The sequence below is a fragment of the uncultured Microbacterium sp. genome (assembly GCF_963521695.1).
Taxonomy (GTDB): domain Bacteria; phylum Actinomycetota; class Actinomycetes; order Actinomycetales; family Microbacteriaceae; genus Microbacterium.
Map to the genome: position 1 here is coordinate 1 of NZ_CAUQWC010000053.1, position 17,200 is coordinate 17,200.

Genomic DNA, 17,200 nt, shown 5'->3' on the forward strand with positions numbered 1-17,200 from the left:
GGGGGGGGGTGTCCGTCGGCTCCGCGGCGGCCGGGGGGGTTCGGGGGGGCGGGGGGGGCGGGGTGGCGGGGGGGGGTGGCCATCCCCTCCCCTCCGTCGAGATCAGCTGTCGCGATTTCCGGTCGCCGTCGGGCCCCATGATGCTGCCGTACGGATCCAGACAGCGACCCACGACGGCAGCGATCGCACCATCGCCGGCGAGACGCAGATCGACCCGCGAGGCGCCGGCGCGGCTCAGTGCCTTTCGAACCAAGACGTTATATCGCCCCCGATAACCCCTCTCCTACACTGGTCGAGTGAACATCCGAGCGGGCCGCGAGGCGGCGGGCATGAGCCAGGCCGAGCTCGCGCGCGCCGCGCGTGTGCCGCAGCCCAACATCTCCGCCTACGAGAACGGCCGTCGTCAGCCCAGCGCCGAGGTCCTCGACCGCATTCGGAGCGCCCTGGTCGGCAATCTGAACGACCGGCTCTTCCGTCACCGCGATGAGATTCACCGCCTCGTCACCGAGCATCACGCGACCGCCCCGCGCGTCTTCGGGTCCGTCGTCCGCGGCGAGGCGACCGGGTCGTCCGACGTCGACCTGCTCGTGGATTTCACCCCCGAGGCCGGGCTTCTGGACGAGATCGGGTTACGCCTCGCCCTCGCCGACCTTCTCCACGTCGAGGTGGATGTCGTGGCATCCGACACTCTGCGTGGCGAGTTTCGCGAGCGAGTGCTGCGCGAAGCTGTCGCGCTGTGACCGCCGACCGTCAGAAGACTCGGGATGCCGCGGCACGGGTCGTCGCGGTATGCGAAGTGATTGCGCAGATCGTCGCGCGCGGCGAGGACCACTTCATGACTGATGTGCAGGCGCAGTGGGCGGCAGAGATGGGACTGATCCGGATCGGCGAAGCCGTCGCGAAGATCCCCGTGTCCGTTCGCGGGCGCTTCGGTGACCAGCCGTGGCGGCAGATCATCGACATGCGCAATTTCGCAGCGCATCAGTACGACGACCTCGACCCGCACCGCGTCTGGCGGACCCTCACGCGGGACGTACCGCGGCTCCGCGAGTACCTCGCGGACGTCGTGCTGCCTGCCCTCTGAATCCGATCAGCGGCGAAGCCGATGTCCCTCGCGCGTCAACCCACCCAGAACGCGCAGGCCACCCCGGTGGAATAGGCAGCCACCACCCCTCGTTGGGATGGCGTGGCCCCCGTTCCCCACGAAAGGACCCCCGTGAGCCTGTTCAGCCCCACCACCGTCGGCGATGTCGACGTTCGCAACCGCGTGTCGCTCGCCCCGATGACCCGCCTCCGCGCCGACGCCAACGGCGTTCCCGGACCCATCGTCGCGAAGTACTACGCGCAGCGCGCGGGAATCGGCCTACTGGTCACCGAGGGTGTGTTCCCGAGCGCCGAGTCGCGTGCGTACCCGGGGCAGCCGGGCATCGTCACCGACGCGCAGGCCGCGGGTTGGGCGAAGGTCGCGGATGCCGTGCACGCCGAGGGCGGCGCAGTCTTCATGCAGCTCATGAACGGCGGACGCGTCACGCACCCCGACATCACCGGAACCGACCGCATCGTCGCTCCCTCGGCGATCGCGATCGAGGGTGAGACCCGCCTGGCCGACGGCACGAAGGTCGCCTACGCCACCCCCCACGCGCTCGAGACCGCCGAGCTGGCCACCGTCCGCGACGAGTTCGTCGCCGCCGCCCGCAAGGCAGTGGATGCCGGCTTCGACGGCGTCGAACTGCACGGCGCAAACGGCTACCTGCTGCACGAGTTCCTCTCCCCCGCCTCGAACCAGCGCGCCGACGGCTACGGCGGATCGCCCGAGGCCCGCGCCCGCTTCGTGATCGAGGTCGCCGAGGCCGTCGTGGCCGAGATCGGCGCTGGTCGCGTCGGCATCCGGATCTCGCCCGCCCACAACATTCAGGACGTGTGGGAGAAGGATGACGCCGAGACCCGCGCCACCTACGAGGCGCTCGTCGCCGGCCTCGCGCCCCTCGGACTCGCCTACCTCAGCGTGCTGCACGCCGACCCCGCAGGCGAGCTGATCCAGGATCTCCGCCGCGCGTTCGGCGGGACGTTCATCGTCAACACCGGCTTCTCGAGCGTCACCACGCGCGACGAGGCCGTGTCGGCCGTCGACGAGGGAATCGCCGACCTGGTCGCCGTCGGTCGCCCCGCGATCGCCAACCCCGACCTCGTGACGCGCTGGCAGCAGGGCGCCGACGAGAACCAGGTCGACCAGCCCACCGTCTACGGCGGCGACGAGCGCGGCTACACGGACTACCCGTTCCTCCAGGGCTGAGTCACGTCGAAGGGCCTCGCACGGACGGTGGATGCCGTTCGCGCGAGGCCCTTCCTCGTGTCCGGTGACGCCGGCCCCGGTGGGGCTCAGCCCACGGACGCCCGGATGCTCGCCCGCTTCCGGGCCTCGCTCTCGAGCTTCCGCTCCGCGAGGTCGACGATCGTGTCGAGCTGTGCGCGAGGGATGAACACGACGCCGTCGGCGTCGGCGACCACGACGTCGCCCGTGAGCACTGCGACGCCCCCGATCGCGACTGCGCCGCCGATCACCCCGGGACCGTTCTTGTAGGGACCGGCTGGCGTCACCCCGCGGGCGAAGACGGGGAGCCCGAGCTCGCGGATGGCGTCGACGTCACGCACGCACCCGTCGACGACAAAGCCCGCCACCCCGAGGCTCAGCGCCCGCTCGGCGATGAGGTCGCCGATCAGCGCCCTCGTGGTGTCGCCGAAGCCGTTGAGCACGATGACCTCGCCCGGTTGGACGACGTCGAGCGCCGCGTGCACGATCTGGTTGTCGCCCGCAGCCGTGAGCACGGTCAGCGCCGGCCCCACCAGACGCGCACCCACCCACGTCGGTGAGATGCCGGCATCCGGAGACCCGAGGCGCTGCATCGAGTCGACGACCGCCGAGGCGGCCAGGGGCGCGAGGCGCTCGCGCTCGGAGGCGCTGAGGGGAGCGCGCTCGTTGACGGCTGTCGCCACGGCCGAGGTCACGGCGAGACCTGCAGCAGTTCGTCGATGATGGGCGAGATCGTGGCTTCGCGCTCTTCCCAGAGCTTCGCGACCTCGGCTCCCGGCATCCAGGATGCGACGGTGGCGGCGTTGGTGAGCTTCTCGACGACCGCGGGGTCTTCGGCGGCGACCTTGAGGGCGGCCTCCAGCGAGGAGCGGATGTTCTCGGGCGTCTCCGCCGGCACCGACAGGGTGAAGCGGCTGTTCATCGGCGCCACCTCGTAGCCCTCGCCGGACAGCGTGGGCACGTCGGGCATGAGTTCGCTCTGCTCGTCCTCGACGATCGCGAGCAGGCGGATGTCGCCGGACTTGTACGGGCCGTAGAAGCTCGAGACCCCGCCGAGAGCGAAGTTCACCTCGCCCGACATCACGGCGGCCACCTTGTCGGCACCGCTGTTGTAGTGGACGATGTTGAACCCCAGGTCGAGTTCGTTCTCGAGGATGCGCAGGTTGACGTGGTCGTCGCCGGCGCGCGAGTCGGTTCCCGCCGTGATCGTGCCGGGGTCGTCTTCGACGGCGGCGAACAGGTCGTCGATGGTCTTGTAGGGGCTGTTCGCGGCCACGCCGATCACGACCGAGTTCGTGGCGAACGACCCGACCGGCAGGAAACTCTCGCGATCGAAGGTGGCGTTCTTCGAGGGGTCGAGGTAGCGACCGAGGATGGACGGGATGTTCGTGTAGCCGAACGTCGTCCCGTCGGGTGCCGAGGTGGCGAGCTTGCTGAGCCCGACGACCTGGCTGCCACCCTCGAGGTTCACGACCTGGATGTTGGCGCCGAGGGACTCCTGCATGGCCGGCGCGACGATGCGGGCCAGGATGTCGTTGCCGGCACCCGCTGCCGAGGGGACGATCCATTCGATGTCGGTCCCGGCGGCGGGCCAGGCCTCGTCGGCGCCGGCGCCGCCCGAGGCCGATCCGGTGGCGGACGAGCATCCGACGAGGGCCACGGCAGCCAGGGCTGCAACGGCGGTGAGGGTCAGGGAACGGATTCGCATGCTGTTTCTCCTTCTGGTGGGACGACGAATAAGTGGGGATGACGGATGTGTGCGGATGCCGAATGTGCGGGGACGGGACTAGGCGTCGACCCGTGCGCGGGACCGCGACCGCGACCGCATGAAGGCGGCGAGCGCGGGGCGAATCGCGCCGAGCGCGACGGCGAGGGCGCAGACCACGAGGAGGCCGGTGGCGATCGGGCTGCTCGTGAACACTCCCCAGTCGCCGCGCGAGAGCGCGAGCGACCGCTGGAAGTTCTCCTCGAGCATCGGGCCGAGAATGATCGCGAGCACGAGCGGCGTCAGCGGCACGCGCAGCAGGTGGAAGACGTAGCCGATCACGCCCGCGGCGACCATGACGAAGATCTCGAAGGTGCTGCCGTTGATCGAGTAGGTGCCGAGGAACATGAACGCGAGGATCGCGGCCATCAGGTAGGCGAACGGCAGGCGCAGCACGGCGATCCAGACGCGCACGAGCGGCACGTTGAGGATCAGCAGGATGACGTTGCCCACGAGGAAGCTGGCGATGATGGCCCAGGCGACCTCGGGGTTGTCGCGGAACAGCAGCGGTCCGGGGATGAGCCCGTTGACGGTGAACGCGCCCGCCATGATGGCGACCGTCGCCGATGTCGGGATGCCGAGGGTGAACAGCGGGATCATCGACGACACCGCGAGGGCGTTGTTGGCGGATTCGGGTCCCGCGACGCCCTCCATGGCGCCCCGGCCGAACTCGGAGCGGTGCTTCTTTGAGAAGCGCTTCTCGGCGGCGTACGAGGCCAGCGAGGTCGCGGCTCCGGGCGAGCCGGGGAGCAGGCCCATGAAGAAGCCGATGATCGAGCCGCGGAAGAACGGCTTCCACGAGCGGCGGAAGTCGTCGCGGGTGGGGTAGAGCCGTCCGATCGAGAGAGGTTTGGCGATGCCCGCGGGGCCGCGCTGGGCCTGGGCGAGGATCTCGCTGAGGCCGAAGGCGCCCATGACGATCGCGACGAGGCCGATGCCGTCGAAGAGCTGCGGCATGTCGAATCCGAAGCGCACGATGCCGACGCCCGGGTCGAGGCCCACCGTCGCGATCGCCAGGCCGACGCCGGCGCTGATGAGCGCCTTGGCGGGGTTGCTGCCCGCGAAGCTCGTGATGAGCAGCAGCCCGAGGAACGACACGAGGAACAGCTCGGGGGCGCCGAACTCCAGCGCGATCCGCGCGAAGGGGGCGACGAGCACGAACCCGACGACACCGACCAGCCCGCCGATGAACGAGCCCACCGCCGCGATCACGAGCGCCGGGCCGCCGCGGCCGCGCTTGGCGAGCTCGTAGCCATCGAGGGTCGTCGCCACCGACGAGGCTTCGCCGGGGATCCGCAGCAGGACGGCGGTGATCGTGCCGCCGAAGGCGGCGCCGTAGAGGATCGCGGCGAGCATGATGATCGCCGTCGTGGGCGAGAGCCCGAAGGTGACCGGGATGAGCAGCGACACGGCTGCTGCGGGCCCGAAGCCGGGCAGCACGCCAACGAGCATGCCGAGCACGCAGCCGAGCAGGGCGAAGAGCAGGTTCTCGGGGGTGAGGACGGTGAGGAGTCCTTGGAAGAGAGCGCCGAATTCCATGTCAGAGGCCGATCATCCGGAGCACGGTGATGCTCGAGTGCGGGAGGCCGGTGCCGAGCAGGTCGGCGAAGACGAACCGGCTGATGACGGCCACGCCGACCGCGATGAGAAGGGCGACCCACCAGCGGCGAGCGCTCACGAGGGTCATGACGCTGAGGAGGAGAAGCGTCATGGTGAGGAGGTACCCGAGCACCGGCAGGAGGATTGCCGCGAGCACGAGCGATCCCGCCACGATGGCGACGCGCAGCACTCCGCGACGGTCGGGGAGGGCGATGTCGTCATCCTCCTCATCGATGCCGTCGACGACGAGCACGCCGATCGCGGTGTCGGTGGGCGGGTCGACGCGGTTGCCCTCGAAGGGCGTCCGTGCGTCGTGCTCCGACCGGTTCGCCTCGCGCCGCTGCGTAGCAGCCGCGCCGAGCAGCTGCAGCGCCCAGAGGACCGCGCCGAGGGCGATCGTGGCTCCCGCGACGACCGGGAAGAACCCGGCGCCCACCCCGGTCACGTTCGTCAGGCCGTAGCCGAAGCCCGACACCATAACCGCGATGCCGGCGACGGCACCGATCGCCACGACACACCACTCCAGGTACTGCCGTGCCCTCGTCGGGGACGAGGTTTGCACCACATCAGACGCCATCGTCATCCGCCTCTCTGCGGGTTTCGTGCTAGGTGTGTGTGCAAGACCGTTATCGCAACTTGCGCACTTGCACAGGATTGCAGGATGGTCCAGACTTGTCAACAACCGACCCGCTCGATCGGCGTCGTGCCTCGAAGGAGAGAACATGAGCTTCCGCGCCGTCGCGACTCGCAACACCGCCGCCCTGAGCACCACGGAGCAGAAGGTCATGACGGTGCTGCTCAGCGCCGCGACATCGTCGACGACGGCGGCCGACGTAGCCGCGCAGGCCGGCACGCACGAATCGACCGTGGTGCGCCTCGCGCAGAAGCTGGGCTACCGCGGATACCCCGACCTGCGCCGCGACCTGCGCGCCGACGAGGTGAACCCCGCGCTCTCCGGTGCGCCGATGCGGCAGGAGTCAGGCGCCGACCTGGCATCCTTCGTCGCCGACGAGCGAGCGGGACTTGAACGCCTGTCGGAGTTCGTCCCCCAGTCGGCGATCGACGCCGCCGCCCGCGACATCGCCGGTGCCGGGGTCGTCTACATCTTCGCCAACGGCGACGCCCGCTCGCTGCAGGAACTACTCGCCCGCCGCTTCCGCCGGTTGGGGATGGTCGTGGTTACCCTCTCGCCCCAGGCGAAAGACCTCGCCGAACGCTTCGTGCCGTTCGACTCCACCAGCATCCTGATCGGCTTCGCGCTGCGCGAGACGCCGCGGATGCTCCCCGCCCTCATCGCCGAGGCGCAGCGCCGACGCGGACGCAGCCTGCTCATCACCGACGTGCCCGGCGCCCAGTTCCGGCCCGCGCCCGACCACCTGATCGCGGCCCTCCGCAGCGCCGACAGCGAGTACCGCACCCTCTTCGTGCCGATGGCCATCTGCTACGCGCTCCAGCTCGCGGTCTATCACCTCGACTCCGAGCGGTACCACGCCGTGCGCGAAGACATCGACGGCCTCACCCGCATGCTCGGCGGCACCGACGAGATCCCCCTCCGGCCGTGACCGGCCCCGCCTGGCGGGCGGCACTCAGCACCCAGGCGGCACTGTCGCAAGCCTCGTGGGTCGGCGTGCGGCTGATGGTCGGCTACCGAGCGCTCGAGCTGGGCGGGGATCCGCTACTGCTCGCCGCGCTCGCGGCATCCTTCGCCGTCCCGACGATCGTCGCGGCGCTTCCCGCGGGTCGCATCTGCGACCGCGTCGGCGGCAGCACCGTCGCCTTCGCCGGCCTGCTCATCGCCTCGGCCGGTGCGATCGTCGTGCTCACCCTGCCGTCGACCGTCCTGCTGCTGTTCGCCGCGACCCTGACGATCGGCTTGGGCCACCTCTGCGTGATGATCGGCCAGCAGACCTTCGTCGCGCACGCGAGTCGCGGGGGCTCGATGGACAGCGGCTTCGGCACCCTCAGCGCCGCGGCATCCATCGGTCAATTGATCGGTCCCCCGGCCGTCACCATCGCCGCGACGCTCGCCGCGCGCGAGGAGCCCGACACGACCGCGGGCTTCGCCGTCTGCCTCGCCTTCACGGTGCTTGCTCAACCGCTGATCCTCTTCCTGCGCCGCGGCGACACGCACCGCCGCACCACCGCCGCGAAGGCCCCGCGCGTTCCGCTCTCGGCGGTGATGAAAGCCCCCGAGTTGTGGCGAGCCCTCGCCGTCAGCGGAGCCGTACTCGTGACGGTCGACCTGCTCTACACCTTCGTACCGCTGTGGGCGGTCGAGAAGGGCATCGCCCCGGTCACCGTCGGCCTGCTTCTCGCTCTCCGTGCCGTCGTCTCGGTCGTGAGTCGCCTCGGCCTCGCCCGCTTCGTCGCGCGATTCGGCCGCCGCACCCTGCTCGTCGCGGCGATGCTCATGGGCGTCGCGAGTCTCGTCGCCCTGCCCTTCGCGAACCAGTGGGGCGCGATCCCCGTGATGATCGCTCTCGGCATCGCCCTCGGCCTCCCCCAACCCCTGACGATGGCCTGGACGACCGCGATCACCCCTCCCGCGGTGCACGGCGCCGCCCTCGGCCTGCGCCTGACCGCCAACCGCGTGCTGCAGGTGCTGATCCCGGTGAGCGTGGGCCTCGTCGCCGGGCCATTCGGGCTCGTGGCGATCTTTTGGTCTAATGCGGCCGTGCTCGCCGTGGGGGTGGCGATCGTCGCGACTTCGCGCACAAGCGATCGAGATGGGGAGGGTTCGGAGTAGCGACGGCCTGTGCGGATCGGGGCGGTGTCGACGCATCGTGGGGCAAGAGCGGAAATGTCGCCACTGTGTGAGGTTGAACCGCGCCTCATTCCGGAAGCCATCGGCTGGCGTCGCCTACGACGGGTGACCATCTGATGAAGTACGAAGGCGTACTTGTGATGAGCCCGGCCGTGGAGAGTGCCGCTGCGAGCTAAACGAACCCGGCGATATCGCCCGGACGGGCCGCTGCTTCAGACGTGGGGCGGCCACGTTGAGGTCTCACTCGTACGCAGCGGATGCGTTATGCGCCTTCACTCAGCGGTACCGCATTCCGTGCACTAACTCGAGACCCTTGGAAGGGCTCGGATGCAGAAAATGGCTCAAGTTGACCACCGCAAGCCGCGAGAACCACCGATCTGCGCGGGTGTGTGGAGCGCCACCTGTATCGAACGACGTCTGAGAACGGACAACCGCCGATGGATTGGTGTCGAAGCGGCAGGGGATTTATCACGGGGGCAGCCAAAAGGTCAAAGCGCATCAATGTCATCCGCACCGTGGGGCTAGATTGTGCTAATGACATACAACCTCCCAGATCTGGACGACGATACCCGGCGCCGCATGCTGGAGGAGTTCGAGTCAGATGCTGCCCGCGGCGCCGTACTCCCGAGCGCGGTGGTCACGCCCGGGCGGGAAGCCGAATATCTCGACGCCCAAAGACAAGCTTTCGCTCAGCATGATCCCGACTGGCTCGCCGAAAAAATCGAATTCTCAGGGATGCTCGCGACGCAGCAGGCAAACGGGGCACGTGTCAACGCGACCGCTGCCGCCAAACGCCTCGCTGCGGGGCAGTTCGGCGCCTACTACGCGCGCGCCGTAGGCGGTCGCGCGGTCGATGAGGGCCGCGCCATCGAGGTATACCGTGCGCGCCACTCCGCCAATCCGCGAGCCGGCTCCGATGCCAAAATCGGCACGCGCCCCGATCCGGCGGCTCTGCTGGCGGACCTGCGTGACAACTCCACCACGCCAGGCAGCTTCGCGATACTGCCTGAGGTTGGTAGCGGCATCTCGGTCAAGCTCGTCTGACGGGTGCCAAGATCTGTCAAGACCAGTGAACCCCTGGCCGTGCGAGGTGGGAAGGATCTTTGACATTGGCTTACGGGGCTTCCTCCCGGCTTCGCTCATCGAGCTGTGCCGTGTCCGCGACCTGACGCCGTACCTCGGTCAGGAGATCGAGGCCAAGATTCTCGAGCTCGACAAGAACCGCAACAACGTCGTGCTCTCGCGCCGCGCTCTGTTCGAGCAGACACATTCCGAGTCGCGCACCATGTTCATAAGCGCTTGCGCGAAAAGTGCCGTGGCCTCGCCCTGCTGGCGCCAATCTTCTCGTACCGCCACTATCGCGATGTGGAGCTCTCGCGATGCGACGCGATAATCCGAATGTCCGCGATCTTCGCGCCGAAACGCAGCGCGACCAGGCGACGGCCGGTCATCGGTGCTTTAATGATATCCATTAGGACGGTGTACGGCCGTCGCGCGGTTTCGATCATCCAACCCTTGCGAGACAGATTCTCTCTTCAGCACTACGAGGACAGGCGGATGCCGACCGCGGAGGGCACCGTTGAGTTCGCATGCTGGTCGCTGGTAGGCACGCCTAAAACGGATTGTAAACCCGCCGATGTCGAGAGTGAATCGCAGCTTTCGCGGGGGCGATCAGACTAGAACGGTCTCAGGTTGTTGATGCGATACCCCTCGCCGTCGCGATGAACGTCCTCGACATCAGCCGTGAAGCTTCCCAGCATAGAGATCGCTTGCTCCTCCGCCGTGAACGGCGGGAGGTTCCTCTTCATCACCGCACGGGAGCCGATGCGGGTCCCGTCGTCATCGAAGAGCTCCACGGTGAAGGAGGGCCTATTGTGTGGGAAAGCATGATAATTCGGCTGGACGATTGCGTACACGTGTGACTCCTTCTGGCCGCCGTCGGTGACGGACCGCTATTTACAATCTGGCTAGAGGTCGAGCCCTTTACTGGGAGTATCGACCGGTGCCGCGATAACCGCGCGGACCGCGGCGGCCTCGACTTGGTCGAGTAGTTCCCACCAAGCTCTCCGGGGTGAGCCGGCAAAGTCAACCCAGGGCGAGAGCGAAGCCCCCTAACCGGTCTGTCGGCCGCGCAGCCGCTCATACAAACCGAAGTCGAGCACCAGCTCCACCAGCTGCCCAGGTTCGAGCTTCCGGATCGCGGCGAGCACCTCGGCACTCGCGGTCTCGTGCGACCACAGGGCGTCTTCGAGCACGACCTGGAGCGCGGGCGAGTTCGAGAAGTCGACCTTCGTGTTATTGCGCGCCTGCTCCGCGAGCCCGGCATCCTCCACGGCCTCGATCAGCAGTCCTTCGATCGCACCGACCTTGTGCTCGTCTTTCGCGGCGAGATCACCGAGGTAGTTGTTCACCTTCTCGATCAGCTCGTATGTCGACGCACGCTCCTTCTCGCGCAACTTGGCCATGCCAGCTTCCGTCACACCGCGCAGGCCGTCGGCTTCACCGGATGCGAGCGCGATGTCTTCCTGCTTGAGCTTCTCGAGCTTGTAGTGCGTGAGCACAACGTCCGAAACGTCAACGATCTCGCTGCCGCTAGCATCCAGAGCCCGGATTCGCCGGCCGAGCAGGTCGGCGAACACCGAGAATTTCTCGTAACGAGGATCGCCGAAGTGCAGCACTTGCGAGAAGAAGGCGTACGAAGTGACGTACTGGGCGAGCGTGGCGCGGAAGTCAGCCAGGCGCTCACGCTCCTCCTCGTCATTGGTCGAGGCAAGCCACCGTGTCTTGAACCGCTCGACCGCGGGGTCGAGGTGCGACGACAGCGCGTTGTGCACGGCCCCCGGGGTGCGCGAGACGGTAGTCCAGTCCGCCCACACCTGATCGACCTCGGCCCAGGTGAAAACGCCGACTGCGTCGAGCTTGTTGAGCTGGTTCGCGACGAGGTCGGGGTCGGAGCAGGTCTCGACGCGGGCATCCTCGTAATACTCCTGGAACGCAGCCTTGATCATCGACGGGTCGTTGACGAAGTCGAGTACGTAGGTCCCGGTTTTGCCGGGCATCACCCGGTTCAGCCGCGACAGGGTCTGCACGGCGGCGATCCCCGAAAGCTGCTTATCGACGTACATCGCCACCAGCAGCGGCTGATCGAACCCGGTCTGGTACTTGTTCGCGACGATCAACACGTGATGGTCGGGCTGGGCGAACACGTCGGCGAGGTCGCGTCCCTTGAGGGTCGGATTCATGGATGCCTCGGTGACCGTCGGCGGGGTGACGACGGGCAGTGCCGCGACATCGGGGTCGGGCACCTCGCCCGAGAACGCCACGAGCGCCCGCAGCGGCAGTCCGCGCTCGGTGGCGAGCTTCTCGAACGCCCTCGCATAGCGCACGGCGGCGGCCCGCGACGAGGTGACGATCATCGCCTTGGCGCGCCCGCCGAGCTGCGGCTGCACGACCTCGCGGAAGTGCGTGATGATCTCCGACACCTTCGAGGCGATGTTGGTCGGGTGCAGCTCAACGAGCCCGATGAGCGCCCGCGTGCCGGTGCGCACGTCGATCTCGTCGCTGGCGGTGGTGCCGGAGGAGTAGGAAGCTGCGGCACCCGTCCCCCCCTTCGCGATCCGGGCGGCCATCTCGTAGGTCGTGTAGTTGCGCAGCACGTCGAGGATGAAGCCCTCCTCAATGGCCTGCTTCATCGGGTACAGGTCGAAGGGGCGGGGCTTGCCGTCGGATCCCGGGGTTCCAAACAGTTCGAGTGTCTTCGCCTTGGGTGTGGCGGTGAACGCGAAGAAGCTCAGCCGGTGGTCGGTATCGGCGTGAGCGGCCATCGCGACCAGGGCGTCCTGGTCGGCACCGGGCTCGTCGTCGTCGATGTCGACGGCGTCGCCTAGGTACAGCAGCGTCTTGAGCGCACCGGCGGCGGCCCCCGACTGCGACGAGTGCGCTTCGTCGGCGATCACCGCGAAGCGCTTGCCGGCGAGCGCCCCGCCCTTCTCGCGGATCTGCTTGAGCGCGTGCGGGAACGTCTGCAGGGTGACGCCGATGATCGGGATGCCGTCGGCCAGGGCCCCGGCTAGTTGAGCGGTCTTAGACCCGTCGGAGCCCCGGGTGACCGCCTGGAACGTGCCGGTTGCAGTGACGAGCTGGTCGACCGCGTCCTGCAGCTGCCGGTCGAGCACCTGCCGGTCGGCAATCACGATGACGGAATCGAACACCTTCTCACCCTCGGGCGTGTGGAGCGACGCGAGGCGGTGGGCGGTCCACGCGATCGAGTCGGTCTTGCCCGAGCCGGCTGAGTGCTGGATCAGGTACTTATGCCCCGGTCCGTCTGCGCGGGCCGCGGCCGTGAGGGCGGTGACTGCACGCCATTGGTGGAAACGCGGGAACCGGACCTGCGACCGCCTGATCGGCCGACCCGTCAGGGGATCGGTCTGCTTATCGTGATTCGTATACACGAACTTGGTGAGGATCGTCAGCCACGCATCGCGGTCGAGGACGTCTTCCCAGAAGTAGGCTGTGCGCGGCTTGTCACCGTTCGGGGCGTTTCCGGCTCCGCCATTGTTGCCGCGGTCGAACGGCAGGAACGACGTCGCCTCACCCGCGAGTCGCGTGGTCATCGCGATCTCGTCCTGTGTGAGCGCGAAGTGCACGAGCGCGCCACGCCCAACCGTCAGCAGCGGTTCGCCCTGCGGATGGCGATCGTGCTTGTACTGTGTGACCGCGTGCGCCAGGCTCTGCGCGAAGTTGGTCTTAATCTCCGCGGTGGCCACCGGAATGCCGTTGACGAAGAAGGCGAGATCGAGCCGGTCGTCCTTCTTCGTCGAATAGCGCAGCTCCGGCACGACCCGCAGGATGTTCCGCTCATACAACGCCGACATCGCCGTGTTGCGGTCGTCGGCGGGCGGCTGTTGCAGCATGCGGAACCGCTTGGCGCCGACGACGTCGAAGCCCTTGCGCAGCACAGAGAGGGTCCCGCCGCCCTGCTGCTCGTCGGTGGCGAGTGTGTCGGCGAGGCGCTTCAGGATGCGCTCGCGACCCTGCGCATCCTCTTCGCTCTTGCAGATCCTGCGAAGGTTCTTCTCGTCGTCGAGCGCCAGCCACGCGAGGACGTCGTCGGTATACAGCGCACGCTCACGGTCGTACCCCTCGGACGTGCCGACCTCCCACTCGTGGTCGGCGAGGTGCTGCACAATGAGCTTCTGGAACTCCGTCTCGGCATAGAGCGTGCTCATCGCGCCTCCTCGATGGCGGTCTGGATGCTGTCGACCACGGGCGCCTGTTTGGCAGTTACGTCGATCTGCCCGGTGACGGCGGCGGTGATGAGGGCGGCGCGCCGTTCTTTGGCGAGCGCGATCGCCCCGTCGATGTCAGCTCTCATCGCCGCGCGATCGGCCGTCAGACGTCTCACATCCTCAATAGCCGATCGCCGTGCAGATTCCTCTGGAAGCGGAATCGCGATACCGCCAAAGCGCTCAAACGAGATCTTTTGCATCGTCGAGCTCGCTCCTACTCTGATAGCCCTTACCGCGTCTCTATAAGCCCGCGTCAACATCCATGCACCGATGTACTCCGTCAGTCCGCCAGCAAACTTCACGCGCCAGAGGAGATCGGAGAGGTACAAAGTCGGGTGCTCCGTGTTGACATAAACAGCTCGACCGACGAGGTCTGGAGTGTTCGCTCGATTGACGATGATCGAGTCGGCGACAACGGGACAAGCCAATCGAGTAATCTCCGTACCGTCGATGACTGCCTTGTTCTCATTTGGGTCGAAGACGCCCTGCGAGACAGAGCCCGTCTTCAAGACACCGGGCGTACCCACTTCGGCAGGCCAGGAGGCAGCATTGACACTCACGCCAGCCGACTGAATCATGCCAAGTCGTTTGAGGGGCGCGTACTGCACATCAGAAATCCGGAACGCCATATCGACGCTTGCATCCAGCCGCTCGTCCTCCAGCCGTCGGAACAGCCCCAGGTCGGCGAGGAAGGCGTCAATTTCGGCTGTCTCGTGGTCGAGGTAGTTCGCGATCTGCTGCGCCTCGTCTGCGCTGGGCGCGGGGATCCGCAGGTTACGCAGAGTGTCCTGGCTGAGCCCCACACGTGTGACTCCCGGGGTGCGCCGAGCGAACTCCGCGCGGGTGGAAGTGGAGTCAAACGCATATTTAAGGAACCGCCCGTAACGTTTGTCGAACGGGCGATACACAGCCAAGTGGTAGCCGTAGACAACCCCCGAAAGGTCCTCTGGCACAAACGCCGGCCGACCGATGTCGTCCGATGTCTCCGAGTCCTTCGTTATCACGACATCGCCTGCAGAAACAGCGAACCGTTCGATCTGATCGACCGTCGCGGTCGCCTCCATGAAGTCCATCTCCGCCGTGATGACGTCGTTGTAGTAGACATCGGTGTAATTGCACAGCCGAACCCGCGTGTCGCCTTCGTACTGCTTCTTGTCTACTGTGCTGACTGCCACGGAGGCCAGCACGTCAAGGGGCCAGGCTCGCCAACTCACGCCTTTACCGCTTCCAGCCGCGCCCTTATCCGGCCGAGCACCTCGTCCAGGTCGCGGTCGATCTCCTGGAGCGGTCGCGGCGGCGCGTACTCGTAGAAGTGGCGCATAAACGGGATCTCGGCGCCCTCCTTCGTCTTGGACTCGTCGATCCACGCGTCCGGCACGAACGGTTTGACCTCGCGCTCGAGGTACTCGTAAATTTCATCGTCCCATGGCACGTTCTCGGTGTCGCGGCGCGAGGTATCCGCCACCGGCTTGCCCGCTGACATGACGAGCTCGCCCTCGTCGTCGGGCGCGCCAAGCTCCGACACGAGCGTCTTGAGCTGAGCGGCGGAGAGCATAAGGCTCGCGTCGTTCAGACTCGCGGTGAGGCGGCTGGTGAACGCTGCTCGCGACGTATCAACCTGCTCGCCGGCCCCTCCGTTCGCCGACGCGAGCAGCATCGAACGCAACGCGGCGAGCTGCGCGGCATCCCATTTCGACAGCGCCCGCGACGCCAGCGCCTTCTCCACCCGCGCCTCTGACAGTGCGTAGTTCAGACGCAGCGGACGTTCCACGGTCATCGTCCGGTACAGGAAATCGGTCGTCTGGAAGATCTTCGAATGCTTCGACTCCTCAAAGGCGCTGAACAGGCGCGTGATCTCGGTAATGTGGACTTTCGACAGCATTCGCCGCTTAGAACCCACCGACCTGCGCATTTTCTCGTACATGCCGGTTGCGTCGATGAGCTGGACCTTGCCGCGCCGCTTGGCCGGCTTGTCTTTGTTCAGCACCCACACGTACGTGGCGATGCCGGTGTTGTAGAACATGTCGGTCGGCAGCCCGACGATTGCCTCGAGGTAGTCGGACTCGAGGATCCACTTGCGGATGTTCGACTCGCCCGACCCCGCGCCGCCGGTGAACAGCGGCGAGCCGTTCAGCACGATCGCGCCGCGCCCCGCGACGGCGTTCGGATCACCGGGCTGAGGCTCACGAAGCTTCGACACGAGGTGCATGAGGAACAGCAGCGACCCGTCCGACACCCGCGGCAGCCCCGGCCCGAACCTCCCGGCGAATCCCGCGACCCGGTGCTCGATGTCGATCTGAGTCCGGTACTGCTTCCAGTCGACCCCGAACGGCGGGTTCGACAGGCCGTAGTGGAACGTGCGGCCCTCGAACGCCGGATCGGTCAGGGTGTTCCCGAGCACGATGTTCTCGATCGGCTGGCCCTTCACGACCATGTCGGCCTTGCAGATCGCGTAGGAGGCGGGGTTGATCTCCTGCCCGAGCAGGTTCACCTGCGCCTTCGCGTTGTGGTCGTGGATCCGGTCGGCGGCGACCGACAGCATCCCACCCGTGCCGGCTGTCGGGTCGTAGACCTCCCGGACGATCCCCGGCGTCGCCAGGCTCTCATCGCTGTCGACGAGTAGCGACACCATCAGCTCGATTACCTCGCGCGGCGTGAAGTGCTCACCGGCGGTCTCGTTTGACGCCTCCGCAAACTTTCGGATTAGCTCCTCGAAGATGTGGCCCATCTGCTCGTTGCTTACCGCGTCGGGGTGCAGATTGGCCCTGGCGAAGTGCTGCAGCACCTGCAGCAGCAGGTCGTGCGAGGCCAGGTCGATGATCGTGTCGTCGAGCTTGTACTTCTCGAAGATGTCGCGCACGTTCGGCGAGAACGCTTGCACGTAGTCGCGCAGGTTCTTCTCGAGGTTGTCGGGGTCGCCCTGCAACGACTTCAGGTCGTGGCGCGAGCGGTTCCAGAACGAGTACGGATGCTTCGCCTTCGCCCGCAGCATTGCCTGCGAGGGCTCATCGTCGGGCCCGAAACCCTCCGCCGCGGAGAGCACGGCCTGCTTTGTCGGAGCGAGCACCGCGTCAAGGCGCGCCAGCACCGTGAAAGGAAGGATCACATCCCCGTACTGATGTTGCTTGTACGTGCCTCGCAGGATATCGGCGGCATTCCAGATGAACGTGGCGTGATTGAGCAAGAGTCCCCCGCGTGGCGTATAGACAACTCAACTCACTCTAGAACCCGCGGCACCGTGTCACGACGGCCACGGGGGGGGGTAAGCCCCGCCGCGGCGACAGTGCCGCCCGCGAGCCCTACGCGTTCCTCCGACACCGCTGCACCACAACCCCCGACCCGAACCCCCACCGCTCCACCAACTCCAACGCCATCTCCTCCCCCATCCCCTCCAACAGCCGCGGCCCCCCACCCCCGACCACCGGGTGCACGACGAACGTGTACTCGTCGATCAGCCCCAGGTTCGCGAGCGC

15 protein-coding genes and 1 pseudogene are annotated in these 17,200 nt (G+C 67.1%); 7 read left to right on the top strand and 9 right to left on the bottom strand.

The genetic code is table 11. The annotated features are described in order from the left end of the window. The first annotated feature begins 296 nt into the window (after nucleotides 1-296). The 3 genes from RWP81_RS06000 to RWP81_RS06010 all read left to right on the top strand — a co-directional run bounded on the left by RWP81_RS06000 (nucleotide 297) and on the right by RWP81_RS06010 (nucleotide 2,293). Nucleotides 297-740: a helix-turn-helix domain-containing protein gene (locus tag RWP81_RS06000; protein ID WP_314453515.1), complete on the top strand. Its 444-nt coding sequence runs from the start codon at nucleotides 297-299 to the stop codon at nucleotides 738-740. Next, the gene (locus RWP81_RS06005; protein ID WP_314453518.1) at nucleotides 737-1,084 is read left to right on the top strand and encodes a HepT-like ribonuclease domain-containing protein; all 348 of its coding nucleotides are present in this window, start codon (nucleotides 737-739) and stop codon (nucleotides 1,082-1,084) included. Before RWP81_RS06000 ends, RWP81_RS06005 begins: the two co-directional genes overlap by 4 nt. Before the next feature lie 132 nt (nucleotides 1,085-1,216). Further along, on the top strand, nucleotides 1,217-2,293 hold the full coding sequence (locus RWP81_RS06010) for an alkene reductase (protein WP_314453521.1): 1,077 nt from the start codon (nucleotides 1,217-1,219) through the stop codon (nucleotides 2,291-2,293). An 86-nt stretch (nucleotides 2,294-2,379) separates the two neighbouring features. Here RWP81_RS06010 and RWP81_RS06015 read toward each other — a convergent pair whose 3' ends face one another. The 4 genes from RWP81_RS06015 to RWP81_RS06030 form a co-directional block, all read right to left on the bottom strand. Continuing rightward, entirely contained in the window at nucleotides 2,380-3,006 is a 627-nt protein-coding gene (locus tag RWP81_RS06015; RefSeq protein WP_314453523.1) for a methyltransferase, read from the bottom strand. Then, nucleotides 3,003-4,019, bottom strand: coding sequence for a tripartite tricarboxylate transporter substrate binding protein (locus tag RWP81_RS06020; protein WP_314453525.1), 1,017 nt, complete (start codon nucleotides 4,017-4,019; stop codon nucleotides 3,003-3,005). The genes RWP81_RS06015 and RWP81_RS06020 overlap by 4 nt, the downstream gene beginning before the upstream one ends. 78 nt (nucleotides 4,020-4,097) lie before the next feature. Further along, the gene (locus RWP81_RS06025; protein WP_314453527.1) at nucleotides 4,098-5,615 is read right to left on the bottom strand and encodes a tripartite tricarboxylate transporter permease; all 1,518 of its coding nucleotides are present in this window, start codon (nucleotides 5,613-5,615) and stop codon (nucleotides 4,098-4,100) included. Between the two features lies 1 nt (nucleotide 5,616). Then, nucleotides 5,617-6,186, bottom strand: coding sequence for a tripartite tricarboxylate transporter TctB family protein (locus tag RWP81_RS06030; protein ID WP_314453530.1), 570 nt, complete (start codon nucleotides 6,184-6,186; stop codon nucleotides 5,617-5,619). A 211-nt stretch (nucleotides 6,187-6,397) separates the two neighbouring features. Between RWP81_RS06030 and RWP81_RS06035 the strand changes: the two genes are divergently transcribed. The 4 genes and pseudogenes from RWP81_RS06035 to RWP81_RS06050 form a co-directional block, all read left to right on the top strand. Next, on the top strand, nucleotides 6,398-7,237 hold the full coding sequence (locus RWP81_RS06035; protein WP_055952498.1) for a MurR/RpiR family transcriptional regulator: 840 nt from the start codon (nucleotides 6,398-6,400) through the stop codon (nucleotides 7,235-7,237). Next, nucleotides 7,234-8,421, top strand: coding sequence for an MFS transporter (locus tag RWP81_RS06040; RefSeq protein ID WP_314453535.1), 1,188 nt, complete (start codon nucleotides 7,234-7,236; stop codon nucleotides 8,419-8,421). The genes RWP81_RS06035 and RWP81_RS06040 overlap by 4 nt, the downstream gene beginning before the upstream one ends. Before the next feature lie 552 nt (nucleotides 8,422-8,973). Beyond that, on the top strand, nucleotides 8,974-9,483 hold the full coding sequence (locus RWP81_RS06045) for a hypothetical protein (RefSeq protein WP_314453537.1): 510 nt from the start codon (nucleotides 8,974-8,976) through the stop codon (nucleotides 9,481-9,483). 49 nt (nucleotides 9,484-9,532) lie between these two features. After that, a pseudogene (locus RWP81_RS06050) lies at nucleotides 9,533-9,757 on the top strand (S1 RNA-binding domain-containing protein); the annotation flags it as partial. Between the two features lie 358 nt (nucleotides 9,758-10,115). On the opposite strand, the gene RWP81_RS06055 reads toward RWP81_RS06050, so the two are convergent. The 5 genes from RWP81_RS06055 to RWP81_RS06075 all read right to left on the bottom strand — a co-directional run bounded on the left by RWP81_RS06055 (nucleotide 10,116) and on the right by RWP81_RS06075 (nucleotide 17,188). Next, on the bottom strand, nucleotides 10,116-10,355 hold the full coding sequence (locus RWP81_RS06055; RefSeq protein WP_314453540.1) for a hypothetical protein: 240 nt from the start codon (nucleotides 10,353-10,355) through the stop codon (nucleotides 10,116-10,118). Nucleotides 10,356-10,550: 195 nt separating this feature from the next. Beyond that, nucleotides 10,551-13,667, bottom strand: coding sequence for a UvrB domain 3-containing protein (locus RWP81_RS06060; protein ID WP_314453543.1), 3,117 nt, complete (start codon nucleotides 13,665-13,667; stop codon nucleotides 10,551-10,553). Next, entirely contained in the window at nucleotides 13,664-14,902 is a 1,239-nt protein-coding gene (locus tag RWP81_RS06065) for a restriction endonuclease subunit S (protein ID WP_314453546.1), read from the bottom strand. The genes RWP81_RS06060 and RWP81_RS06065 overlap by 4 nt, the downstream gene beginning before the upstream one ends. Before the next feature lie 35 nt (nucleotides 14,903-14,937). Next, nucleotides 14,938-16,911, bottom strand: coding sequence for a class I SAM-dependent DNA methyltransferase (locus RWP81_RS06070; RefSeq protein ID WP_314453549.1), 1,974 nt, complete (start codon nucleotides 16,909-16,911; stop codon nucleotides 14,938-14,940). A gap of 115 nt (nucleotides 16,912-17,026) precedes the next feature. Next, a complete protein-coding gene (locus RWP81_RS06075; RefSeq protein ID WP_314453552.1) occupies nucleotides 17,027-17,188 on the bottom strand; it encodes a dihydrofolate reductase family protein in 162 nt (53 codons plus the stop codon). Between the last annotated feature and the right edge of the window lie 12 nt (nucleotides 17,189-17,200).